The organism is Pseudomonas extremaustralis, from assembly GCF_900102035.1.
In the GTDB taxonomy this organism is placed as follows: Bacteria; Pseudomonadota; Gammaproteobacteria; order Pseudomonadales; family Pseudomonadaceae; genus Aquipseudomonas; species Aquipseudomonas extremaustralis.
The window spans coordinates 3,088,165-3,109,843 of sequence record NZ_LT629689.1 but is presented as its reverse complement, the minus strand read 5'-3'; the positions used below and the strand labels follow the sequence as shown (position 1 = coordinate 3,109,843).

Annotated in this window: 20 protein-coding genes; 10 read left to right on the top strand and 10 right to left on the bottom strand. The window is 58.9% G+C overall.

What is annotated here, in order from left to right; genetic code table 11:
- Window positions 1–95: 95 nt before the first annotated feature.
- Both rssB and rssC read left to right on the top strand, forming a co-directional pair.
- Window positions 96–1,277 carry a two-component system response regulator RssB gene (rssB, locus tag BLR63_RS14225; RefSeq protein ID WP_010566475.1) on the top strand — a complete coding sequence of 394 codons (1,182 nt, stop codon included), beginning with the start codon at window positions 96–98 and terminating at the stop codon, window positions 1,275–1,277.
- A complete protein-coding gene (gene rssC, locus BLR63_RS14220) occupies window positions 1,277–1,759 on the top strand; it encodes an anti-sigma factor antagonist RssC (protein ID WP_010566476.1) in 483 nt (160 codons plus the stop codon). The genes rssB and rssC overlap by 1 nt, the downstream gene beginning before the upstream one ends.
- A 141-nt stretch (window positions 1,760–1,900) precedes the next feature.
- Here the strand turns inward: rssC and tal are convergent, their stop codons facing one another.
- The 3 genes from tal to BLR63_RS31885 all read right to left on the bottom strand — a co-directional run bounded on the left by tal (window position 1,901) and on the right by BLR63_RS31885 (window position 4,343).
- Window positions 1,901–2,827 carry a transaldolase gene (tal, locus tag BLR63_RS14215; RefSeq protein WP_010566477.1) on the bottom strand — a complete coding sequence of 309 codons (927 nt, stop codon included), beginning with the start codon at window positions 2,825–2,827 and terminating at the stop codon, window positions 1,901–1,903.
- Between the two features lie 216 nt (window positions 2,828–3,043).
- Window positions 3,044–3,922: a sensor domain-containing diguanylate cyclase gene (locus tag BLR63_RS14210; protein WP_010566478.1), complete on the bottom strand. Its 879-nt coding sequence runs from the start codon at window positions 3,920–3,922 to the stop codon at window positions 3,044–3,046.
- A 208-nt stretch (window positions 3,923–4,130) separates the two neighbouring features.
- The gene (locus BLR63_RS31885; RefSeq protein WP_010566479.1) at window positions 4,131–4,343 is read right to left on the bottom strand and encodes a hypothetical protein; all 213 of its coding nucleotides are present in this window, start codon (window positions 4,341–4,343) and stop codon (window positions 4,131–4,133) included.
- Between the two features lie 258 nt (window positions 4,344–4,601).
- On the opposite strand from BLR63_RS31885, the gene dusA reads away from it, so the two are divergent.
- Window positions 4,602–5,588 (top strand): tRNA dihydrouridine(20/20a) synthase DusA, encoded by a 987-nt coding sequence (gene dusA / locus BLR63_RS14200; RefSeq protein WP_042947239.1) that lies wholly within the window; start codon window positions 4,602–4,604, stop codon window positions 5,586–5,588.
- Window positions 5,589–5,753: 165 nt separating this feature from the next.
- On the opposite strand, the gene BLR63_RS14195 is transcribed toward dusA, so the two are convergent.
- Together BLR63_RS14195 and BLR63_RS14190 are read right to left on the bottom strand one after the other, a co-directional pair.
- On the bottom strand, window positions 5,754–6,593 hold the full coding sequence (locus BLR63_RS14195) for a hypothetical protein (protein ID WP_010566481.1): 840 nt from the start codon (window positions 6,591–6,593) through the stop codon (window positions 5,754–5,756).
- 332 nt (window positions 6,594–6,925) lie between these two features.
- The gene (locus BLR63_RS14190) at window positions 6,926–7,588 is read right to left on the bottom strand and encodes a Wzz/FepE/Etk N-terminal domain-containing protein (RefSeq protein WP_010566482.1); all 663 of its coding nucleotides are present in this window, start codon (window positions 7,586–7,588) and stop codon (window positions 6,926–6,928) included.
- A gap of 635 nt (window positions 7,589–8,223) precedes the next feature.
- On the opposite strand from BLR63_RS14190, the gene mqo reads away from it, so the two are divergent.
- Complete coding sequence (mqo, locus tag BLR63_RS14185; protein WP_010566483.1) at window positions 8,224–9,870, top strand: malate dehydrogenase (quinone); 1,647 nt, start codon at window positions 8,224–8,226, stop codon at window positions 9,868–9,870.
- Window positions 9,871–9,962: 92 nt separating this feature from the next.
- Here the strand turns inward: mqo and BLR63_RS14180 are convergent, their stop codons facing one another.
- Entirely contained in the window at window positions 9,963–10,634 is a 672-nt protein-coding gene (locus BLR63_RS14180) for an NADPH-dependent F420 reductase (protein WP_010566484.1), read from the bottom strand.
- A gap of 101 nt (window positions 10,635–10,735) precedes the next feature.
- On the opposite strand from BLR63_RS14180, the gene BLR63_RS14175 reads away from it, so the two are divergent.
- Together BLR63_RS14175 and BLR63_RS14170 are read left to right on the top strand one after the other, a co-directional pair.
- Window positions 10,736–11,665 carry a LysR family transcriptional regulator gene (locus tag BLR63_RS14175; protein ID WP_010566485.1) on the top strand — a complete coding sequence of 310 codons (930 nt, stop codon included), beginning with the start codon at window positions 10,736–10,738 and terminating at the stop codon, window positions 11,663–11,665.
- A 90-nt stretch (window positions 11,666–11,755) separates the two neighbouring features.
- Window positions 11,756–12,085: a YXWGXW repeat-containing protein gene (locus BLR63_RS14170; protein ID WP_042947241.1), complete on the top strand. Its 330-nt coding sequence runs from the start codon at window positions 11,756–11,758 to the stop codon at window positions 12,083–12,085.
- Window positions 12,086–12,269: 184 nt separating this feature from the next.
- Here the strand turns inward: BLR63_RS14170 and ppnN are convergent, their stop codons facing one another.
- Window positions 12,270–13,643: a nucleotide 5'-monophosphate nucleosidase PpnN gene (gene ppnN, locus BLR63_RS14165; protein WP_010566487.1), complete on the bottom strand. Its 1,374-nt coding sequence runs from the start codon at window positions 13,641–13,643 to the stop codon at window positions 12,270–12,272.
- A gap of 148 nt (window positions 13,644–13,791) precedes the next feature.
- On the bottom strand, window positions 13,792–14,616 hold the full coding sequence (locus BLR63_RS14160; RefSeq protein ID WP_042947263.1) for an aspartyl/asparaginyl beta-hydroxylase domain-containing protein: 825 nt from the start codon (window positions 14,614–14,616) through the stop codon (window positions 13,792–13,794).
- A gap of 318 nt (window positions 14,617–14,934) precedes the next feature.
- On the opposite strand from BLR63_RS14160, the gene fabV reads away from it, so the two are divergent.
- Window positions 14,935–16,128 carry an enoyl-ACP reductase FabV gene (gene fabV, locus BLR63_RS14155; RefSeq protein WP_010566489.1) on the top strand — a complete coding sequence of 398 codons (1,194 nt, stop codon included), beginning with the start codon at window positions 14,935–14,937 and terminating at the stop codon, window positions 16,126–16,128.
- A gap of 211 nt (window positions 16,129–16,339) precedes the next feature.
- Window positions 16,340–16,963, top strand: coding sequence for an HAD family hydrolase (locus BLR63_RS14150; RefSeq protein ID WP_010566490.1), 624 nt, complete (start codon window positions 16,340–16,342; stop codon window positions 16,961–16,963).
- Here BLR63_RS14150 and BLR63_RS14145 read toward each other — a convergent pair.
- Entirely contained in the window at window positions 16,960–17,865 is a 906-nt protein-coding gene (locus tag BLR63_RS14145) for a LysR family transcriptional regulator (protein ID WP_010566491.1), read from the bottom strand. The two genes, BLR63_RS14150 and BLR63_RS14145, sit on opposite strands and share 4 nt — an antisense overlap.
- A 103-nt stretch (window positions 17,866–17,968) precedes the next feature.
- Here BLR63_RS14145 and BLR63_RS14140 point away from each other — a divergent pair, with 103 nt between their 5' ends.
- Window positions 17,969–19,147: an aspartate aminotransferase family protein gene (locus BLR63_RS14140; protein ID WP_010566492.1), complete on the top strand. Its 1,179-nt coding sequence runs from the start codon at window positions 17,969–17,971 to the stop codon at window positions 19,145–19,147.
- 148 nt (window positions 19,148–19,295) lie between these two features.
- Window positions 19,296–20,798: a nucleobase:cation symporter-2 family protein gene (locus BLR63_RS14135; protein ID WP_010566493.1), complete on the top strand. Its 1,503-nt coding sequence runs from the start codon at window positions 19,296–19,298 to the stop codon at window positions 20,796–20,798.
- 75 nt (window positions 20,799–20,873) lie between these two features.
- On the opposite strand, the gene BLR63_RS14130 is transcribed toward BLR63_RS14135, so the two are convergent.
- Complete coding sequence (locus BLR63_RS14130) at window positions 20,874–21,614, bottom strand: YciK family oxidoreductase (RefSeq protein WP_010566494.1); 741 nt, start codon at window positions 21,612–21,614, stop codon at window positions 20,874–20,876.
- Between the last annotated feature and the right edge of the window lie 65 nt (window positions 21,615–21,679).

The window sequence follows — 21,679 nt, the reverse complement described above, 5'->3', positions numbered from 1 at the left end:
TTGTAGGGCAGAGAGGCTAGAAAGCGAATCCAGTATGTGAGCCCGGCCATTGCCGAGCCACCTACGCCAACCTAATTCTGGCGCCGTTTGCCCACATGCCAAAAACCAGTGCCACGCTGCTGATAATCGATGACGACGAAGTAGTGCGCGCAAGCCTTGCGGCCTATTTGGAAGACAGTGGCTTCAGCGTCCTGCAGGCCAGCAATGGTCAACAGGGTCTCCAGGTGTTCGAGCATGACAAGCCCGACCTCGTGATCTGCGATCTGCGCATGCCCCAGATGGGCGGCCTCGAACTGATTCGTCAGGTCACCGAGCTGGCTCCGCAGACGCCGGTGATAGTCGTGTCCGGGGCCGGGGTGATGAACGATGCCGTCGAGGCCCTGCGCCTGGGCGCCGCCGATTACTTGATCAAGCCCCTGGAAGACCTCGCGGTGCTGGAGCACTCGGTACGCCGTGCGCTGGATCGTGCGCACCTGCTCCTGGAAAACCAGCGCTATCGCGAAAAGCTCGAAACCGCCAACCGCGAACTCGAAGCCAGCCTGAATCTGCTTCAGGAAGACCAGAACGCCGGTCGCCAGGTGCAGATGAACATGCTGCCTGTCAGCCCCTGGACCATCGACGAGTTTCAGTTTGCTCACCAGATCATCCCGTCTTTGTACCTGTCGGGTGATTTCGTCGACTATTTCCGTGTTGATGAGCGACGGGTTGCGTTCTACCTGGCCGACGTATCCGGCCACGGGGCTTCCTCTGCTTTTGTGACCGTGTTGTTGAAGTTCATGACCACGCGGCTGTTGTTTGAATCCAAGCGCAACGGCACCTTGCCGGAGTTCACGCCCTCCGAGGTGCTGGGCCACATCAACCGAGGCCTGATCAGCTGCAAGCTGGGCAAGCACGTGACGATGGTCGGCGGCGTGATTGACGAAGAAACCGGTCTTTTGACCTACAGCATCGGCGGCCACTTGCCGATGCCTGTTCTGTACACTCCCGACAGTGTGCGTTACCTGGAAGGGCGTGGTCTGCCGGTCGGCCTGTTCAACGAAGCGACCTATGAAGACCACATCCTGGAGTTGCCGCCGACGTTCAGCCTGACGCTGATGTCCGACGGCATCCTGGACCTTCTTCCAGAGCCTACACTCAAAGAGAAAGAAGCCGCCTTGCCCCAACGGGTCAAGTCGGCGGGCGGCAGCCTGGATGGCCTGCGGCAGGTTTTTGGATTGGCCACGCTGGGGGAGATGCCGGATGATATCGCCCTATTGGTGTTGAGCAGGAATCTTTGATGAGTACCGGAAGAATCCAATTCGCCGAGCAGGACGGGACCTTCGTCTTGAAGTTTGTCGGTGAAGTGCGCCTGACCTTGTGTTCGGCGCTGGATGCAACGATTGAGCGGATTTTCACTGCCTTGAATTTCTCGGCGATCGTGATCGATCTGACCGAAACCCGCAGCATCGATAGCACCACCCTTGGGTTGTTGGCCAAGTTGTCCATTCTGTCTCGGCAGAAAGTGGGCCTGTTGCCGACGGTCGTCACCACCCACGAAGACATCACCCGTTTGTTGCAGTCCATGGGCTTCGACCAGGTCTTCAACATCGTGGATCGCCCGATCCCGTGCCCTGAATGCCTGACCGACCTGCCGTCCCAGGATCAGTCCGAGGAGGTGGTGCGGATCAAGGTGCTGGAAGCGCACAAGATTCTGATGGGCCTGAACGAATCCAATCGCGAAGCGTTCCACGACCTCGTCAACGCCCTCGAACGCCACTGATCGCCCTGTTCAAATGCACTCCAAGTGTCGGAGGGGGCTTGCTCCCGATTGCATCAGACCGGTCCATACATTCCTAACCGATTGACACAAAAAAAGGGCGGCACCCTCACAGGTCCCGCCCTTTTTTGCCGCCGCCTGCTTTTACAGCTTGGCAGCCAGCAACGCTTCCAGCTTCTCCTGGTCGCGAGCAAACTGACGAATCCCCTCCGCCAGCTTCTCGGTTGCCATCGCATCCTCGTTGGACTCCCAACGGAACTGCGCTTCAGTCAGATGCACCCGCGCTTCACCGGCATGGCCAGGCGACAGCTTGCGCTCCAGCTTGCCGGTATCGGCCGCCAGTTTTTCCAGCAGGTCCGGGCTGATGGTCAGGCGATCGCAACCGGCCAGCTCCTCGATCTGGCTCAGGTTGCGGAAGCTAGCCCCCATCACCACCGTCTTGTAGCCATTGGCCTTGTAGTAGTTGTAGATGCGTGTCACCGACTGCACGCCCGGATCTTCGGCACCGGTGTAGTCGTTGCCATTGGCCTTCTTGTACCAGTCGTAGATCCGCCCCACGAACGGCGAAATCAGGAACACGCCGGCTTCTGCGCACGCCACGGCCTGGGCAAAGGAGAACAGCAGGGTCAGGTTGGTCTGGATGCCTTCTTTTTCCAGTTTCTCCGCCGCGCGGATGCCTTCCCAGGTGGAGGCGATCTTGATCAGTACGCGGTCACGGCCAACGCCGGCTTTTTCGTACAGGTCGATCAGGCGATGCGCACGCTTGAGCACTGCATCGGTATCGAACGACAGGCGCGCATCCACTTCGGTGGAGATGCGTCCCGGCACCACTTTCAGGATCTCCTGACCGACGGCTACCGCAAAACGGTCGCTGGCCAGGCCGACATCACCGTTGCAGTCCTGCACACACTCGTCCAGTAGCTTGGCGTACGCCGGAATCGACGCGGCCTTGAGCAGCAGGGAAGGGTTGGTGGTAGCGTCTTGCGGCTTGAGCTTGGCGAGGGCTGAAAAATCGCCGGTATCGGCTACGACGGTGGTGAACTGCTTGAGTTGTTCCAGCTTGGAAGTCATGGGCGTGCTCTGTCCTATGGGTCTGGTGACATTACCCGAGCGCTGGCAGGCGCTCAAGGGCGCAAATGCGTTCGATCGTTTGCGAGGGCAACAACCTGAAAACAGCCGTTTGAATGATTGAGCTTGCTGGTAAATAGGAGGGCAAAATGCGCGACAGGTTCAATCGAGGGGAGCTAAGTCGCATGCCTATCACGAATGCCCCTTATTGAATTTCACTTATGTCCCGGGCGCTTCACTGTCTACAGAGCGATGCTTTTTCATCCGGTACATTTCACCATCCGCATAGGTGAGCAGTGTGTCGGCATCCTTCCCATCCTCCGGATAATAGGCAACGCCGATACTGCACAGCGGCATTTTGAGTGCACCGAACTCAGGCCCCAGTGGCGCGGCCATAATGGTGTGAATCTGTTCTAACTTATTGGAGATGGCCGCCCTCGAGTGGACATCTGTCAACAGCACCGTAAACTCATCGCCGCCCATCCGAGCCACGGTGTCCGTCTCACGCATGCAGCTTTCCAGGCGATGGGCAATCACGCACAGAACACGATCCCCCACCGCGTGGCCATGGACATCATTGATACGCTTGAAGTCATTCACGTCCAGAAACAGCAACGCCAGCTGACTATCGTGGCGGTGCGCCGCGCGCAGGGCGGACTCCAGTCGATCATTGAACAGCGACCGGTTGGTTAATTTTGTCAGTGGATCATGATGAGCGAGGAAGCGTAACTCCTCCTCGGCCTGAGCTAGAGCCGTTACGTTGCGTGCCACACCAATCCTTGCGCCGACCTCCTCCGACCAGAATGCCGCCCACAGGATATACACCACGCCTCCATCCTTGCGGAGGTAACGGTTGCGGAAATCGAAGTGGGATTGACCACTCATCACACGACCAATCGAGGCCCGCGTGGCAGCCAGGTCTTCAGGATGCATATAGCGCGTGATTGCCGTGCCGTTCAGTTCGTCAGGGCGATAACCCAGGAGGGCCTCACAGGCATCACTCACAAAAACAATGTGGTCGTTTATATCAACCACAAACACCGTATCCAGCATCAGATGGATGAGTTTGGGGTAGAGCGCATGTAGATCAACGGCCATAAGTCATGGGGAAATCTGATTCATAGAGCGCGATCATATCCCGATCGATAGCACGGGCGGCGAGTAATCTTGCACCCATCCGGCAGGCGCGGGACCACGCACGCCAGGCCACACCGACATTCATCTCTGGGGCCATGGTTTCGCGCGGCAACTGCGCTAGTCGGTCTACGCGGGGGCGGCTCACGATAGCGACGGGGCAATCACCCCATCAGTCATCATGCAGCAACCCCGAACCATACTCACCATAACTACTACCCAGCCCACTCCCCCCGAAACTCATCTTCGCGGCTTTGCTGGGACTGCGGTCACCAAAGGCCTGGCACCCGCCGGTAAAACAAGGGTCGCTGCTCACACCTGACGAGCAAGCGCCCAATAGCAACGTGCCAGCGATCATCACGACTTTGATCAGGTTCGAGATCATTGTTTCGGTTTCCTGTGGGTTGGAGGCGCGGAAGTCACCGCTTTACAGTGATCGTAGACCTCAAAGGCGCAGGGAATTATGAAACTTTGCCAAATGACTGGATGGGTTCAGGTTGCGGCTTTGGAATATCGGGGGTGCAGAGCAGCATCGCGGTGTATTTCACACACGAAGTGGTGCAGTGTGCGGAACACGCCGCTCCGACACCTGAGATACATCCCTGATAAACTGCGCCATTCGCCTCGTTGACTCAGATTTCCAATGTCCCTACAAACAGCTCCGTTTTCCCGCCGTTTTTCCGTTGCTCCGATGATGGATTGGACCGACCGCCACTGCCGGTTCTTCCTGCGTCTGCTCTCCAAGCACGCCCTGCTGTACACCGAAATGGTCACTACCGGCGCGATCCTCCACGGCGATCACGAGCGCTTCCTGCGCCACAACGACGCCGAGCACCCGCTTGCGCTGCAATTGGGCGGTAGCGTTCCGGCCGATTTGGCCGCGTGTGCGCGTATGGCTGAGGCGGCGGGGTATGACGAGGTGAACCTGAACGTCGGTTGCCCCAGTGATCGGGTGCAGAACAACATGATCGGCGCGTGTCTGATGGGCCACCCGGCGCTGGTGGCGGAGTGTGTGAAGGCGATGCGTGATGCGGTGTCGATTCCGGTGACGGTGAAGCACCGCATCGGGATCAATGGCCGGGACAGTTATGCGCAGTTATGTGATTTTGTCGAGCAGGTGAAAGACGCAGGCTGCATCAGTTTTACCGTGCATGCGCGGATTGCGATTCTGGAGGGGCTGTCGCCGAAGGAGAACCGCGACATTCCGCCATTGCGATATGACGTGGCGGCGCAGTTGAAACGGGATTTCCCGGAGTTGGAGATTATCCTCAACGGCGGGATCAAGACCCTGGAACAGTGCCAGGAACACTTGCAGACGTTTGATGGGGTGATGCTGGGTCGCGAGGCTTATCACAATCCATATCTGCTGGCGCAGGTGGACCGGCAACTGTTTGGCAGTACGCAGCCGGTGGTAAGCCGCGCCGAGGCATTGGCGCAGTTGCGGCCTTATATTGCCGAACACTTGGCGACGGGCGGTTCGATGCATCACATCACTCGGCATGTGCTGGGGTTGGGGACGGGGTTCCCGGGGGCGCGCAAGTTTCGGCAGCTGTTGTCGGTGGATATCCACAAGGCGACCGATCCGTTGGCATTGCTGGATCAGGCCGGGGCATTGCTGGAGGGGCGCTGAAGGCGCCCCTATTGTGCTGGCGGCTGTGCCCCTCTCTTGGCTCGACTGTTCGGGAGTCTCCGGCGGTCAGATGAGCAAGTTACACCTGCAAGCGGTGCGTAGCTTTAAAGCCCACGCACTGCTGCTTTAATCCAATGCTGCAAGCTGGCAAGGCATTGGAGTGAATTAACCCGTAACAACCGTTCCCTTATGAAAAATCTCGCGCCGCGCCCGGCGACTTATATTTTCATGCTTGCTCAGCGCGTACATCTCATTAAAACGGTGGCGATCAATGCCTTCATACTTGGCTACTTCTTCCGACACCCTCCGGTCGTATTCTTCTTCGATCACGAAGCGGAAAATCTCCCTCCGGTAGTAAAAACCGAATTGAAACGCCAGCACCTCGGTCAAGTAATCCGAGGCGGTGAGGAAGCAGTTTTCCAGGTCGATGGCCTTGGCCTGCGTTGGTTGGTCAAGGTTGATCATCACGTTGTTAGCCCAGAAATCCATGTGCACGATGCCCTTGCAGTGCAAGGCGTGCAGCAATTTGAACGACACCGTGATCAGGCTCTGGATGTCGCGCTCCTGTTTGAGCCATTCCAGGCCGTTGAGGTAGCCGTCCAGTAGTTTGGTAAAGATGAAAAACTCCTGGATCAGGCCCAGCGCAGACTTTCTGTAGCCGAAACCATACAAGCCGGCGACCGGTGCATCGCGTTGTTGGGCGCCCAGGGTGTTGATGACTTCCTCGACCGGCCAGTCGAAGGTGCCGTCGCTTTTTGCACGGCCGAGGGTGACTCGCAGTTTGGGCCTGAGGCTGTCGAGTGGCTGGGATTTGGCGAACAAGTTGTTCTCCATTCCTTTGAGCGGTGCGCTGACGCGGTCTTGGAGTGGTTGGCGGGTATCGATCAGCTTCTGGATTGCCAGTTGGGCGCTCTGGTCAAACGGGTGGGCGGTGAAAATCTTAGCGTTGCGGTGGTGGAGTGTCGCTGGGAAATTTTGGAGCACGCTACTGTCAGGAAAGCTCAAAACACGTCCTTGTCGTTTGGAAATATATGACAGAAATGTTACATGATGGCGTTGTGATATCCAACCTGAACGTTGCCTGTCCACAAGCTAAAAATAATGAAAATAAGGTTTGTATTGATTGACAGATTGAATATTTTTTGAGTTTTTTCTTAGTCAAAAAATCGTCGTGAAAAAAAGAGCCGCGGTGCAACAATGGCCTTGGGCCATTACCGTGCTCTTTCATAAGTGCTCTTAATGAAAACGACATTTTTCGCGAAGTTGTTTATTACTGTTGTTGCTTCGACACTGGTCTGTATTGCTTATTTTTAACGGACGAGTTTTTGTAGTGCGTTTTAAGAGCGATGAGTATGTTTGTACTGGCGAATAAGAAACTTGCCGATCACAAAAAAGCTGCCGAGGATAAGACCTAGGAAGCCACCCAGTAGCGCCATTTTTTTCGTGTTTTTACTGCTGGTGATTTTTGCTTCGTCGAGGAGGTTAAACGCTCGTACGCTATTACTGGTCGACAAGGATGGCAAGTTAAGCGCAATGGCTTGGGCGTTTGCGGTGTCCAATGCGGCTTTCAATTGCGCTCTTGCCAGCGCCTCAGTTGCAGCTGTGGCCGAGGCAATATAGAGAACGGATTCGTTTTTGCCTGTCTTGGGCACGGTCTCTCTCAAGGTAATAGCATTCGCTGCCATCACGCCCATCGCGGTATAGAACACGTCGTTTTGGATCGAACTGTACAGTTCAGCCTCCAGTGGCGGCATATTCAATGACGGGCTCGCGCCTTTTTCCTTGACTTCTTTATATAAGCTATATAGCGATGATTTGGTGATGTAATTACTGGCTGTCCATTGTTCGGGAGACATTGCGCTGATCGTAAATGAAACAATGGCGCCTGCGACTGTCGTGGCAATGATGGTTTTCTTACTCGACCATAAAGCCTGGAGAAGCGGGATTAAATCTATTTCATCATCAGTGGGGCGGGGTTTCGAGTTCGTTGAAATGCTCACGACAAGTTCCTTTCTTTGCATTCTCGAATTGTAGAGAAAGCGCCGCAATACGGCATGTATTATTTACTATTGATTTAAATGCGAGCGGTTCCTGTTTGTTGGGTCGGGCGCCGCACCTTTCGTTCACCCATATGAGCACGCTCGTGCGGCAATCGTTCACAGGGTTTGTGTTGCAATGGCGCAGGTTTTCCTACCCGTTGTTGTTCAATCCCCGCCTTGGATCCGTCGTGGCGGCGCAAGCGGCGATGAAGGTATCAAGAAAAGCCACTGGTTCGTGAGTGTCCTGTCACTGACGACCCTGTGACCCTGCGTCGCGCCTGTCCGGCTTGACACTCGCCCCGATCAGTCTCGTTAAAACCACTCTATGAGAGTTGTCAATTGGCCAAACGGCGCATATTGGCTGTTTGGCGTGATATTCTGCGCGCCATCTTGGTTTGGCCTTTCTCCGGTACGTAAACACGCATACGTAGCGGTTCTTGGCTATTTCTGGGGTAGCTGAAGCCAATAATGATAAGAAGTCAGCGCTGAACGGACATAAAAGTGAGGTCGATACGTCGGCCTTGTGTGCCCACCCTGCGGTCCTGAAGTGAGTCGGGGGCGGTGGGGCGGATGGCGTTTTATCATAGGTGCTACGGATGTTAAAAAAAGTGAACACGGCCCTGCTGGGGCTGGCTTTGTCGATGGGGATCGCGTCTGCTCATGCGCAAGAGGCAAAGAAAGTCGATGTGCTGCTGATCGGCGGCGGCATCATGAGTGCGACCCTGGGTGTGTGGCTCAATGAGCTGGAACCGGATTGGTCGATGGAAATGGTCGAGCGCCTCGACGGCGTCGCCGAAGAAAGCTCCAACGGCTGGAACAACGCCGGTACCGGCCACTCGGCCCTGGCTGAGCTCAACTACACCCCGGAAGACAAGAACGGCAACGTTGAGATCCCCAAAGCGGTCGAGATCAACGAAGCGTTCCAGATCTCCCGTCAGTTCTGGTCCTGGCAGGTCCGGCAGGGCGTGCTGAAGAACCCGCGTTCGTTCATCAATTCCACACCGCACATGAGCTTCGTGTGGGGCGATGACAACATCAAGTTCCTCAAGAAACGCTATGAAGCCCTGCAAGCCAGCCCACTGTTCGCCGGCATGCAGTACTCCGAAGACCCGGCGCAGATTGCCAAATGGGTTCCGCTGATGATGCAAGGGCGCGACCCGAGCCAGAAAATCGCGGCCACCTGGAGCCCGCTGGGAACAGACATGAACTTCGGCGAGATCACTCGCCAATTCGTCGCTCACCTGCAAACCACCCCTAAGTTCGACCTGAAACTGTCGAGTGAAGTGCAGGACATTACCAAGAACGCCGACGGTTCGTGGCGTGTCAGCTACAAAAACCTGAAAGACGGCACCAAGACTGAAACCGACGCCAAGTTCGTGTTCATCGGCGCTGGCGGCGGTGCACTGCACCTGCTGCAGAAGTCTGGCATTCCTGAAGCCAAGGAATATGCCGGCTTCCCGGTTGGCGGTTCGTTCCTGGTGACCGATAACACGGCCGTTGCCGAACAGCACTTGGCCAAGGCCTACGGTAAAGCCTCGGTAGGCGCGCCACCGATGTCGGTTCCGCACTTGGACACCCGTGTGCTGGATGGCAAGCGCGTGATCCTGTTTGGCCCGTTCGCGACCTTCTCCACCAAGTTCCTGAAGGAAGGCTCGTACCTGGATCTGCTGACCAGCACCACCACCCACAACATCTGGCCAATGACCAAAGTCGGTATTCGTGAATACCCGCTGGTCGAGTACCTTGCCGGCCAACTGATGCTGTCGGACGACGACCGCTTCAAGGCGCTGCAAGAATATTTCCCGAACGCCAAGAAAGAGGACTGGCGCCTGTGGCAAGCCGGTCAGCGCGTACAGATCATCAAGCGTGACGAAGAGCAGGGCGGTGTGCTGAAACTTGGTACTGAAGTGGTCAGCTCTGCCGACAACACCATTGCAGGCCTGTTGGGTGCGTCGCCAGGCGCGTCCACCGCGGCTCCGATCATGCTGACCGTGCTGCAGAAAGTCTTTAAGGATAAGGTCGCTACCCCGGCCTGGCAGGAAAAACTGCACCAGATCGTGCCAAGCTACGGCACTAAGCTGAATGACAGTCCTGAGGCGGTTGCCAAGGAATGGGCCTACACCGCCAACATCCTGCAACTGACCCCACCGCCTGCGATTCCGCAGTTGGCTGCGCCAAAAGCCATCGAGGCTGCCAAGCCTGCGGCCGAGCCGAGCAAGCCGGCGTCGGACCTGGCGTTGTAAGTCGTTGGTGAGGTCTTGGTAACAGGGCTGAGCCGATGTGCAAAAGCCCGCTGAACCGGTAACGGTCAGCGGGTTTTTTTGCAGGTGCGTGTCTATGGCCGAAAGCGGGAACGATCGACCGGAGGCACTTCGACGGTCCGTTGGGCCGCTGCCAGCGCTGCTTTCAAGCCTGCCTGGTCCAGCGCAACGCAATACGCCGGTTTGGCCCGTTCGAAGCGCCAGCTTTCATCCAGTCCGCCGGCATCCACGGCGTCGAACCCCAGCTCGTCGAGCAACTGGATCACTTGGGCTTTCGCCGCTACGTCATCGGCGGCCACCGGCAATGCGCGGCGCTCGGGGGCGCCGTGGGGGCGGGCGTCCTGCGTCAAGTCCGGCGCAAAGATCGCATTGAACACCTTCACCACGTGGGACCGGGGCAAGTGATCGGCGAGCAGCCGGCTGGTGGTGGTTTCAAAGCGGTCCAACTCGGGGATATGCCCATCACGCTCCGGGTAGTAATTGTTTGCGTCCATGACCGTTTTGCCTTCCAACCCCTGTACGGGTACGCTGCGATAATGCGCCAGGGGAATAGCCACGAGCACCACATCGCCAAATTGTGCCGCGTCTTCTGCGCTGCCCACTTGAACGCCCCAAATGCCGCTGAGCACGCTGCTCATGGTCTGTGGGCCGCGGGAGTTGCTCAACATCACCTCATGGCCGGCCGCCAGTGCCAGTTGTGCCACGGCGCGCCCGATGAAACCTGCTCCAATAACGCCAATCTTCATATCTTTGCTCCAGAGAGAAGGGGGGAGGGGGTTATGATGATTGGCAACCAATAGGCGATAAATAAGCGATCTGTCGTTGATGTTATTACTGAGAGTGGGGAATGATGGATCGTCTTTCCAGCATGAATGCCTTTGTGATCGCTGCCGAGTTGGGCTCATACGCCCGCGCCGCCGAGCGTTTGAACATGTCGGCGCAGATGGTGGCCAAACATGTTGCCGCGCTGGAACAGCGCCTGGGGGCGCGCTTGCTCAATCGCACCACGCGCCGGCAAAGCCTCACTGAGCTGGGTAGTGCGTACTACGAGCGTTGCAAACATATCCTGACAGAAGCCGAGGCCGCCGATTCTCTGGCGCAGATCATGAATGACACCCCGCGTGGCAAGCTGAAAATCACCGCGCCGGTGACCTTCGGCTCCTACAGCCTCATGCCCCTGGTGACTGCGTTTCTGCGCGACAACCCCGATGTGAACATTGACCTGCACCTCACCGATCGTTTCGTCGATTTGGTGGAAGAAGGCTACGAAGCCGCTTTTCGGATTGGTCCCCTGGCGACCACTGGATTAACCGCCAGACCCCTGGCGCCCTATCGTCTGGTGGTCTGCGCGGCGCCTGTCTACTTGGCGACACGGGGTATACCGCTGCGACCGGCGGACCTTCAACACCATGAATGCTTGGGCTATGTCTTCTGGTCACGTCCTGCTGATCGCGAATGGGTGTTCTACCAGGGGGCGGTATCGCACAAGGTGCAGGTTGCCAGCCGTTTGCAGATCAACGAAAGCAGGGCCTTGATGTCGGCTGCACTGGATGGGTTTGGCATTGTGCTCGGCCCGGAAGATTTTCTGCGTCCGGCCCTGGACCGGGGTGAGTTGGTGCGGGTGCTCCCGGACTTTGATGCGCCGAGCCGGCCCATGCATTTGGTCTATACCGCCAACCGGCAACGTACTGCCAAGTTGCGGCGTTTTGTCGAGGCGGTGCAGGAGCGTTTCGGCCCGGCGTGTGAGTTCAGCAACCTGACAGACGCCACCTGTTAAAAAGTACCCAGGCCTTGCAGGAGCGAGGCTGCAACAAGGGGGCACTTTTTTACGAGCAGGTTGTTGGGCGTCAGCGCCCGAGGGGTTGGTATGTGGCTACGTTATGCAGCATTGGCGGCGATGGTCGTCGCGGCATCCGGGTGTGTGCAAGAGCGTGTCGTGCATGAGCGCCGGCCGGTGCAACGAGAGTATGTCGAAGTAATCGCGCCACAACCGCCGCCGGTTCAGGTGATCGAAGTCGAGCCCGCTCCGCGCTACGGCTATGTGTGGTCACGGGGTTACTGGCGCTGGGAAGGTGGGCGTTACGTCGCCGTGCACGGTCATTGGGAGGCGGTGCGTGAGGGCTATCGCTATATGCACCCGCATTGGGTGCAGCGCAATGACGGTTATCACTGGCAGGGAGGGGGTTGGGTTCGCTGAATCTCGGCCAGGTCGGCTTCTTCGTACCCAGGAGCCGAACCTCTCGCAGCAGTGCCGCGCCCAATTGGTCGCGGCATAGCTCTCGATAGCCCGATTCCGCCCGTCCACACGCCTGAAAGCGCCCGTAAAGCGCTACAACATATGACCGGCCGCCACCCGGTTTGCCGGGCGGGGCAGCGTTCGCTTATTGCACGACGCGGTAGCACGGCACATACGCCGCGCCGCCCGGCAACTTCATGCGGTGCTGGGCGACGAAGGCCTGCAGCAGTTCGTCCAGCGGTTTCATGATGGTCGCGTCGCCGTGGATTTCGTACGGGCCGTGCTGTTCGATCAGGCGGATGCCCTTGTCCTTGACGTTGCCCGCCACGATGCCGGAGAACGCGCGACGCAAGTTGGCCGCCAGTTCGTGGGGCGCCAGCGCATGGCTCAGTTGCAGGCTGGCCATGTTTTCGTGGGTCGGGTCGAACGGGCGCTGGAAGCCTTCGTCGATCTTGAGCAGCCAGTTGAAGTGGAACGCGTCGTTGCGCTCGCGGCGGAACTGTTTCACCGCCTTGAGGCCGGCGGTCATCTTGCGCGCCACTTCGGCCGGGTCGTCGATGATGATCTGGTAGTGCGCCTGTGCCGCTTCGCCCAGGGTTGCGCCCACGAAGGCATGCAGTTGTTGCAGGTACGGCGCGGCGTGTTTCGGCCCGGTGAGGATGACCGGGAAGGGCACGTCGCGGTTGTCCGGGTGCATCAGGATGCCCAGCAGGTACAGGAACTCTTCAGCCGTGCCGGCGCCGCCAGGGAAGATGATGATGCCGTGGCCGACGCGCACGAAGGCTTCCAGGCGCTTCTCGATATCCGGCAGGATCACCAGCTCATTGACGATCGGGTTCGGCGCTTCGGCGGCGATGATGCCCGGTTCGGTCAGGCCCAGGTAGCGGCCGCCCGTAATCCGTTGCTTGGCGTGGGAAATGGTTGCGCCTTTCATCGGGCCTTTCATCACGCCGGGGCCGCAACCGGTGCACACGTCGAGGCTGCGCAGGCCCAGTTCGTGGCCGACTTTCTTGGTGTATTTGTATTCGTCGGTATTGATCGAGTGTCCGCCCCAGCACACGACGATTTTCGGCTCGACACCGGGACGCAGGGTACGGGCGTTGCGCAGCAGGTGGAACACGTAGTCGGTGATGCCCTGGGAATTGCTCAGGTCGATGCGCTGGCTGTCCAGTTCGTTCTCGGTGTAGACGATATCGCGCAGGGCGCTGAACAGCATCTCACGGGTGCTGGCAATCATTTCGCCGTCAACGAAGGCATCGGCCGGCGCGTTCAGCAATTCCAGGCGCACACCGCGATCCTGCTGGTGGATGCGCACTTCAAAGTCTTTGTAGGCGTCGAGGATGGTCTTGGCGTTGTCGATATGCGCGCCGGTGTTGAGGATCGCCAGGGCGCATTGGCGGAACAGGGTATAGATACTGCCGGAACCGGCTTCGCTCAGTTGCTGGACTTCACGTTGTGACAGGGTTTCGAGGCTGCCCTTGGGGCTGACGGAAGCGTTGATGACTTGACGTTGGGGCATTCTGAGTCCTTGAAAGCGCAGCCACCGCATCCGCAGGAGGGCGATGGCTTGAGAATGATGGGTGCCGAATTCGGTCGCGCAAGACGGTTATTTACCAAAGGCACAAGGCCGAGTGCAAACACCGTGCAGCACCATCATGCCGCAGAACTTACTGAATCAGCTTCCAGTTTTTGTAGAAAACCCGACGCAGGGTAAAGACCATCCCGGCAAACCCAGCGATCACGGCGTTGAGTATCGAAGGCAGCGAGGTCGGGCGCACGATATCGATAAACAGGCAGTAGCGCTTCGCATCGTTCTTGTTGAAGGACGCATGCATCAGCGTGTCGTCGAAGATAAATAGCGGGTCGTCGTGCCAGTAATGCTTGTGCTTGCCCACCTGGATATAGACACCATCGTGGTGGGGCGCCGGAGCCATGTTGTAGAGCACGCGGAACATCATGCGCAGGGGGCCGAAGTGAAAAGAGGTCGAACGGTTTTCATTGAACACCGACACGCCGATGGTTTTCACGAACGGCAGTTTTTTGCGCAGTTCGGGAATATCCAGCGAGGTTTCGATCGGCCGTCCGTACCATTGGAAAAACAACATGCCGCGTTTCTTCTCGGCCATGCGCGCGTCGAGGTAACCGATGATTTCGTCCTTGTGGGCCATGGCGTCGTTGATCACCTGTTGCAGGTCTTCCTGCCAGGCCGGCGGCAGGTCGCGCATCGTATAAATATGACGGTTGCGTGAGCTCAGCAGGTCGAACAGCGTGTTGAACGGCGCGAGCAGCCAGGTGTTGCGACCGTTGCCGACAAAGTATTTCTTGAAGGTGGGGATGTCATACAAGCCATTACGCAGATAGTCGTAAATACCGCAGACCAGCACCAGGGCGAGAAACACCAGCATGGTTTTGGGGAAGACACCGATAATCAGCAGCACGCCGAGAACCCAGGCGACCGATATCGCTTTTTTACGTAAAGCAGGCTTGTTCATGACACTCAGCTCCAGCAGGACGCCATTCGACAGGTCAGGTTCTGTGGCCGCGAGTGGTGGTTTGGACATGTATTGAAACAACTGCGCCATGATAAGGCGTTCGGTGCTGGAAAGGCGGTTTAAATATTGCAAAATTGTGAAGGCCCGCCAGAGTTTTTAACCCTTGCCAGCCTCGATTCGCGTTTTATGGATCGGATTTTGTAAACAGAAGATTTACGTCTATCGTGACGCTTCGGTTTTTCGGACGTCATAGACCGGTACGATTGAAGTTGAATGGCCACCATTGGCCTTCGGCACCTTGGAAGAGGCAGAAATTTTATGATCATCAAACCGCGGGTTCGTGGCTTTATCTGTGTGACCGCTCACCCTGTTGGCTGTGAAGCGAACGTCAAGCAACAGATCGACTACGTAACCAAGCACGGCGCCATTGAAGGCGGCCCGAAGAAGGTGCTGGTCCTCGGCGCTTCCACCGGTTACGGCCTGGCTGCGCGCATCAGTGCCGCGTTCGGTTGCGGCGCCGACACCCTGGGCGTGTTTTTTGAGAAAGAAGGCGAAGAAGGCAAGCTCAGCTCCGCCGGCTGGTACAACAGCGCTGCATTCGAGAAGTTTGCTGTCGAAAAAGGCCTGTACGCCAAGAGCATCAATGGCGATGCGTTCTCCGACGACATCAAGCGCCTGACCATCGAGACCATCAAGAAAGACCTGGGCAAGATCGACCTGGTCGTCTACAGCCTGGCCGCGCCACGCCGCACCGACCCGCAAGGCGTGGTGCACAACTCCACCCTCAAGCCGATCGGCAAGGCCGTAACCCTGCGTGGGATCAACACCGACAAAGGCGTTGTGGTCGACACCACCCTTGAACCGGCCACCCAGGAAGAAATCGACGGCACCGTGAAAGTCATGGGCGGCGAAGACTGGCAGCTGTGGATCGACGCGCTGCGTGACGCCGACGTCCTGGCCGAAGGCGCCAAGACCACCGCGTTCACCTACCTGGGCGAGAAGCTGACCCAGGACATCTACTGGAACGGCTCCATCGGCGAAGCCAAGAAGGACCTGGACAAGAAAGTCCTGACCCTGCGCGACAACCTCGCCGCGCTGAAGGGCGACGCCCGTGTGTCGGTGCTCAAGGCCGTGGTCACCCAGGCCAGTTCGGCGATCCCGATCATGCCGCTGTACCTGTCGCTGCTGTTCAAGGTGATGAAAGAGCAGGGCACCCATGAAGGCTGCATCGAGCAGGTCTACGGCCTGTTCAAGGACAGCCTGTACGGCAGCCAGCCGAAACTCGACGCCGACGGCCGCCTGCGCGCCGACCTGGCCGAACTGGAGCCGAAGGTCCAGGACGCCGTGGCGGCGCTGTGGAACCAGGTCACCGATGAGAACGTCAACGAGATCAGCGACTTTGCCGGCTACAAGGCTGAGTTCCTGCGCTTGTTCGGCTTCGAGATCGACGGCGTGGACTACGAGGCGGATGTGAATCCGACCGTGAAGATCAAGGGCCTGATCCAGGCTTAAGCGCGGTCGAAAACATGTGGGAGGGGGCTTGCTCCCGATAGTGGTGGGTCAGCCAGTCCATTCGGTACTGACATTCCACTATCGGGAGCAAGCCCCCTCCCACCTTTGTTTGTGTGCTTTTCAGATCCGTCTTACGCTCCAGCGCGTACTTCCCGCTTTGCAAATCTGCCAGACTCCCTCAGCTATCACACTCAGGCTAACGGAGGATCTGATGACGATTCGTGCAGTGGTTTTTGATTTCGGCGGTGTCCTGTTCGACTGGAACCCGCATCACCTGTATCGCAAGCTGATTGCCGACGATCACGAACGGCAATGGTTCCTCGACACGATCTGCACCCAGGCCTGGAACACCGAGCAGGATGCCGGCCGCAGCCTGGCCGATGCCACGCGCAGCCTGATCGACGAATACCCTCACCACCACGCCTTGATCCAGGCCTATTACGACCGCTGGCATGAAATGCTGCTTGGCCCGTTGCCCGAAGGCGTGGCCATTCTCACGGCGCTGCACCAGGCCAATATGCCGCTGTTCGGGCTCACCAATTGGTCGGCCGAGACCTTTCCTTATGCGCGCGCCCATTACCCCTTCCTTCAGATTTTCCGCGACATCGTGGTGTCCGGCGAAGTGAAGCTGATCAAGCCCGACGCGGCGATCTATCACGCCAGCCTTGACCAGGTGCGTGCGCACCTGCCGGATATTGAGGCCCGGGAAGTGGTGTTCATCGATGATGTCACCGGCAATATCGAGGCCGCCGTCGCCCTCGGCTGGCAAGGCATTCATCATGTGTCGGCCGAGCGCACCGCTGCGCAGTTGCGAGCGTTGGGCGTGGGTTTCTAGCGCGCCCACTTTTCCATCACGAAGTCGACGAACGCCCGTAGTTTCGGCAGGCGATAGCGGTCCTGACCGTACAGCACGTGCATGGGGCGGCTGGGCAATTGATAGGTGTTCAGCAAGGCCACCAGCTTGCCGCTCTGCACATCCGGCTGCACCAGGGCATCGGGCAGCATGACGATGCCCATGCCTTGCAGCGCCGCCTGACGCAAGGCTTGGGAGCTGTTGACGGTCAGTGAGCCGGACACCGGGATTTCCACTTCACCCTCGGCGCCGCTCATGCGCCACAGCTTGTCGGCATCGCGCCAGTCATCGGTGGAGGGGTAGGCGAACGCCAGGCAGTCATGCTGCTGCAGGTCTTCGGGCTTCATTGGAGTGCCGCGTCGCGCCAGGTAATCCGGCGAGGCGCAGAGGGTAATGGTGTAGTCCTGCAGAGGGCGTGCGATCAGGCTCGAGGGTTCCAGTTCGCCCAGGCGGATGGCCACGTCGAAGCCGCTGTCGATCATGTCCATACGCTGGTTGCTGAGCACCACGTACAGCTTGATCTGCGGGTAGCGCTGGGAAAATTCGCTCAGTGCCGGCGCCAGGCGTTCGGTGCCGAACGCGGGTGGGGCGGTGATACGCAAGGTGCCTTTGGGAATATCGCTGCGGGCCTGTTCGGCCAATTGCTCGGAGTCGGCCACCAGCCCCAGCACTTCCAGGCACCGTTGGTAATACTGCCCGCCGAATTCCGTGAGGCTTTGTTTGCGGGTGGTGCGCTTGAGCAGACTGACGCCCAGCCGCTGTTCCAGGGCGCGCAGGTGGTTGCCGACCATGGTGGTCGACAGGCCGCAGGCCTGGGCGGCGGCGGTCATACTGCCCGATTCAACCACCTTTACGTACACCGACATCGCCTGGAACAGATCCATTATCAATCCCTGATTCAAAGTCATTGCAGGAATGCGCAGTTTATCCAGCTGAAGTGGCTAACGATACTGTTGCCATCACAACGATGCACTGGAGCTACCCCCCATGACTGCCGCCTGTCTGATGACCACCTATCAACCCCTCGCCTTGAGTTTCATCCGTGGCCTGGGCACGCGCCTGTGGGATCAACAGGGTCGCGAATACCTGGATGCGGTGGCGGGCGTGGCAGTGACCAATGTCGGCCATTCCCACCCCAGGTTAGTGGCGGCCATCAGCGAACAGGCGGGCCTGCTGCTGCATACGTCCAACCTGTACAGCATCGACTGGCAGCAGCGGCTGGCCCAGCGCCTGACGTCGCTGTCCGGCCTGGACCGTGCCTTTTTCAACAACTCCGGTGCCGAAGCCAACGAAACAGCGCTGAAACTGGCGCGCCTGCATGGGTGGAAAAAGGGCATCGAAGAGCCAGTGGTGGTGGTGATGGAGAACGCCTTTCATGGCCGCACCCTCGGCACCATGGCCGCGAGCGACGGGCCCTCGGTGCGCTTGGGTTTCCAGCGCCTGCCAGGGGATTTTCTCAAGGTCAGGTTTGGTGACATGGCGGCAATAGAGGCGATCACCCAGACGTTCGGCACGCGCATCGCAGCAGTCCTGCTCGAGCCGATCCAGGGTGAAAGTGGTGTAGTGCCGGCGCCGGCCGGTTACCTGCAAGCCCTGCGCGATCACTGCACCCGTCATGGCTGGCTGATGATGCTCGACGAAATCCAGACCGGCATCGGCCGCACCGGCGCCTGGTTTGCGTTCCAGCACGAAGGCATCGTGCCGGACGTGATGACCCTGGCCAAAGGCCTCGGCAATGGCGTGCCCATCGGCGCCTGCCTGGCTCGGGCCGCCGTGGCGCAACTGTTCACACCCGGCAGCCATGGCAGCACCTTTGGCGGCAACCCGCTCGCCTGCCGAGTGGGCTGCACGGTGCTGGACATCATTGAAGGGCAAGGCTTGTTGCACAACGCCGCGCAACAGGGCGCACGCTTGCTGGCACGGCTGCGGGTGGAATTGAGCGAACACCCGCAAGTACTGGCGATTCGCGGGCAGGGCTTGATGATCGGGATCGAGCTGGCCAGCCCTTGCCGCGATCTGGCGCAGCGCGCCGCCCAAGAACACGCGCTGCTGATCAATGTGACGCGCGGCAAAATCATTCGCCTGCTGCCGCCGCTGACCCTGGACGCCAAGGAGGTGGAGATGATCGTGCGCGGTATCACCCGGTTATTGGATCAGGACCGTTGATCTGAAGTGTGCTTGCGGGGCAATAGAGGGATTGTTTTGTAGTACGGATATGGTGTGTTTTGTCGGATTAATTGTATACAACTCTATGGACATCCAATCCAGACATTGCATACAGTGGCCGCACAACAAAAACAGAGAACCCCTCACCATGACTATCCCGAAGGCGTCACCGCAGCGACCCGAAGATGAGAATCTCGGCGTCGCCGCCAACATGGCTTACGGCCTGCAACATGTGCTCACCATGTACGGCGGCATCGTTGCGGTCCCGTTGATCGTCGGCCAGGCGGCGGGGCTGGCGCCCGCGGATATCGGCCTGTTGATCGCGGCGTCGCTGTTCGCCGGTGGCCTGGCCACGCTGTTGCAGACCCTCGGCCTGCCGTTCTTTGGTTGCCAGTTGCCGCTGGTGCAGGGTGTGTCGTTTGCCGGGGTGGCAACCATGGTGGCGATTGTCGGCAGCGACGGCGCCGGTGGTGTGCCGGCGATTCTCGGGGCGGTGATGGCCGCGTCGTTGATCGGACTGCTGATCACCCCGGTGTTCTCACGGATCACCCAGTTTTTCCCGCCGCTGGTCACCGGTATCGTGATCACCACCATCGGCTTGACCCTGATGCCCGTGGCGGCGCGCTGGGCCATGGGCGGTAACAGCCGCGCGGCGGATTTCGGCAGCGTGCCCAATATCGGCCTGGCGGCGCTGACCCTGGTGCTGGTGCTGCTGTTGAGCAAGGTCGGCAGTGCCACCATTTCGCGCTTGTCGATCCTGCTGGCGATGGTGATCGGCACCGTGATCGCGGTACTGCTGGGCATGGCTGATTTTTCCGGTGTTACCCAGGGGCCGATGTTCGGCTTCCCCACGCCGTTTCACTTCGGCATGCCCACCTTTCATGTGGCTGCGATCATTTCCATGTGCATCGTGGTGATGGTGACCCTGGTGGAGACCTCGGCGGACATCCTGGCGGTGGGGGAGATCATCGACACCAAGGTCGACTCCAAGCGCCTCGGCAATGGCCTGCGCGCGGATATGCTGTCGAGCCTGTTTGCGCCGATCTTCGGCTCGTTCACCCAGAGTGCCTTCGCCCAGAACGTCGGCCTGGTGGCGGTGACTGGGGTGAAGAGCCGTTTTGTGGTGGCCACGGGTGGGGTGTTCCTGGTGATCCTCGGCCTGCTGCCGTTCATGGGCCGGGTGATCGCGGCGGTACCGACTTCAGTGCTGGGCGGCGCCGGGATCGTGCTGTTCGGTACGGTGGCGGCCAGTGGCATTCGCACCTTGTCCAAAGTGGACTATCGCAACAACATGAACCTGATCATCGTCGCCACCTCCATCGGCTTTGGCATGATCCCGATCGCCGCGCCCAGTTTCTACGATCAGTTCCCCGGCTGGTTCGCGACCATTTTCCACTCGGGGATCAGCTCCTCGGCGATCATGGCGATCCTGCTGAACCTGGCGTTCAACCACTTCACCGCCGGTAATTCGGACCAGCAGTCAGTGTTCGTGGCGGGGACTGAGCGCAGCTTGTGCTTCCAGGACGTGGCGGCGTTGCGCGACGGCGATTACTTCAGTGGCGGCAAGCTGTTCGATGCCGAGGGCAAGGAGATTCCGTTGTTGGCGGATGCCCCAAGGAAAACCGCAAAGCCTGAAACCAGCGAGGCCTGAATGTGAGAGGGGCTTGCCGGCGATGGTGTCCTTGAGTAGCGCACGTGTCTCAAGAATCGCATCGCCGGCACAGCATTACTGTGCGTCGAACGCCTGCCCGTTGATGCCAGTACTGTCGGGGCCCATCAGGTACAGGTACACCGGCATGATCTCTTCCGGCGTCGGGTTATCCATCGGGTTTTCCCCTGGGTAGGCCTGGGCGCGCATGCTGGTGCGCGTGGCGCCGGGGTTGATGCTGTTGGCGCGCACCGGGGCGACGTTTTCGAGCTCGTCGGCCAGGGTTTGCATCAAACCTTCGGTGGCGAATTTCGACACGCCATAGGCGCCCCAATACGCCCGGCCCTTGCGGCCGACGCTGCTGGAGGTGAACACCACCGACGCGTCCTGGGACAGCTTGAGCAGCGGCAGCAGCGTACTGGTCAGCATGAACATCGCGTTGACGTTGATGTGCATCACCCGCATGAAATTCTCGCCGGACAACTGCTCGATCGGCGTGCGTGGGCCGATGATCGAGGCGTTGTGCAACAGACCGTCGAGGTGGCCGAATTCCTTTTCGATCATTGCGGCCAGCTCATCGTATTGATGGGGCAGGGCCGTCTCCAGGTTGAACGGGATGACCACCGGTTGCGGATGGCCTGCGGCTTCGATCTCGTCATACACCTGGGCCAGATTGGCTTCGGTCTTGCCCAGCAGCAGCACGGTCGCGCCATGGGCGGCATAGGTTTTCGCCGCCGCCGCGCCGATCCCGCGACCGGCGCCGGTCACCAGGATGATTCGACCTTTGAGCAGTTCCGGGCGTGCAGAGTAATCAAACATAAATAGCCTCGACAAAATTCAACATAGGCAAACACCGAACCTGCATGTCGCGAAGATCCTCTGTG

What these genes read in the sequence shown, in the direction of transcription:
- rssB (WP_010566475.1), top strand. Translation starts at nt 96, where the DNA reads ATGCCAAAAACCAGTGCCACGCTGCTGATAATCGATGACGACGAAGTA.
- rssC (WP_010566476.1), top strand. Translation starts at nt 1,277, where the DNA reads ATGAGTACCGGAAGAATCCAATTCGCCGAGCAGGACGGGACCTTCGTC.
- tal (WP_010566477.1), bottom strand. Translation starts at nt 2,827, where the DNA reads ATGACTTCCAAGCTGGAACAACTCAAGCAGTTCACCACCGTCGTAGCC.
- BLR63_RS14210 (WP_010566478.1), bottom strand. Translation starts at nt 3,922, where the DNA reads ATGGCCGTTGATCTACATGCGCTCTACCCCAAACTCATCCATCTGATG.
- BLR63_RS31885 (WP_010566479.1), bottom strand. Translation starts at nt 4,343, where the DNA reads ATGATCTCGAACCTGATCAAAGTCGTGATGATCGCTGGCACGTTGCTA.
- dusA (WP_042947239.1), top strand. Translation starts at nt 4,602, where the DNA reads ATGTCCCTACAAACAGCTCCGTTTTCCCGCCGTTTTTCCGTTGCTCCG.
- mqo (WP_010566483.1), top strand. Translation starts at nt 8,224, where the DNA reads ATGTTAAAAAAAGTGAACACGGCCCTGCTGGGGCTGGCTTTGTCGATG.
- BLR63_RS14180 (WP_010566484.1), bottom strand. Translation starts at nt 10,634, where the DNA reads ATGAAGATTGGCGTTATTGGAGCAGGTTTCATCGGGCGCGCCGTGGCA.
- BLR63_RS14175 (WP_010566485.1), top strand. Translation starts at nt 10,736, where the DNA reads ATGATGGATCGTCTTTCCAGCATGAATGCCTTTGTGATCGCTGCCGAG.
- BLR63_RS14170 (WP_042947241.1), top strand. Translation starts at nt 11,756, where the DNA reads ATGTGGCTACGTTATGCAGCATTGGCGGCGATGGTCGTCGCGGCATCC.
- ppnN (WP_010566487.1), bottom strand. Translation starts at nt 13,643, where the DNA reads ATGCCCCAACGTCAAGTCATCAACGCTTCCGTCAGCCCCAAGGGCAGC.
- BLR63_RS14160 (WP_042947263.1), bottom strand. Translation starts at nt 14,616, where the DNA reads ATGAACAAGCCTGCTTTACGTAAAAAAGCGATATCGGTCGCCTGGGTT.
- fabV (WP_010566489.1), top strand. Translation starts at nt 14,935, where the DNA reads ATGATCATCAAACCGCGGGTTCGTGGCTTTATCTGTGTGACCGCTCAC.
- BLR63_RS14150 (WP_010566490.1), top strand. Translation starts at nt 16,340, where the DNA reads ATGACGATTCGTGCAGTGGTTTTTGATTTCGGCGGTGTCCTGTTCGAC.
- BLR63_RS14145 (WP_010566491.1), bottom strand. Translation starts at nt 17,865, where the DNA reads ATGGATCTGTTCCAGGCGATGTCGGTGTACGTAAAGGTGGTTGAATCG.
- BLR63_RS14140 (WP_010566492.1), top strand. Translation starts at nt 17,969, where the DNA reads ATGACTGCCGCCTGTCTGATGACCACCTATCAACCCCTCGCCTTGAGT.
- BLR63_RS14135 (WP_010566493.1), top strand. Translation starts at nt 19,296, where the DNA reads ATGACTATCCCGAAGGCGTCACCGCAGCGACCCGAAGATGAGAATCTC.
- BLR63_RS14130 (WP_010566494.1), bottom strand. Translation starts at nt 21,614, where the DNA reads ATGTTTGATTACTCTGCACGCCCGGAACTGCTCAAAGGTCGAATCATC.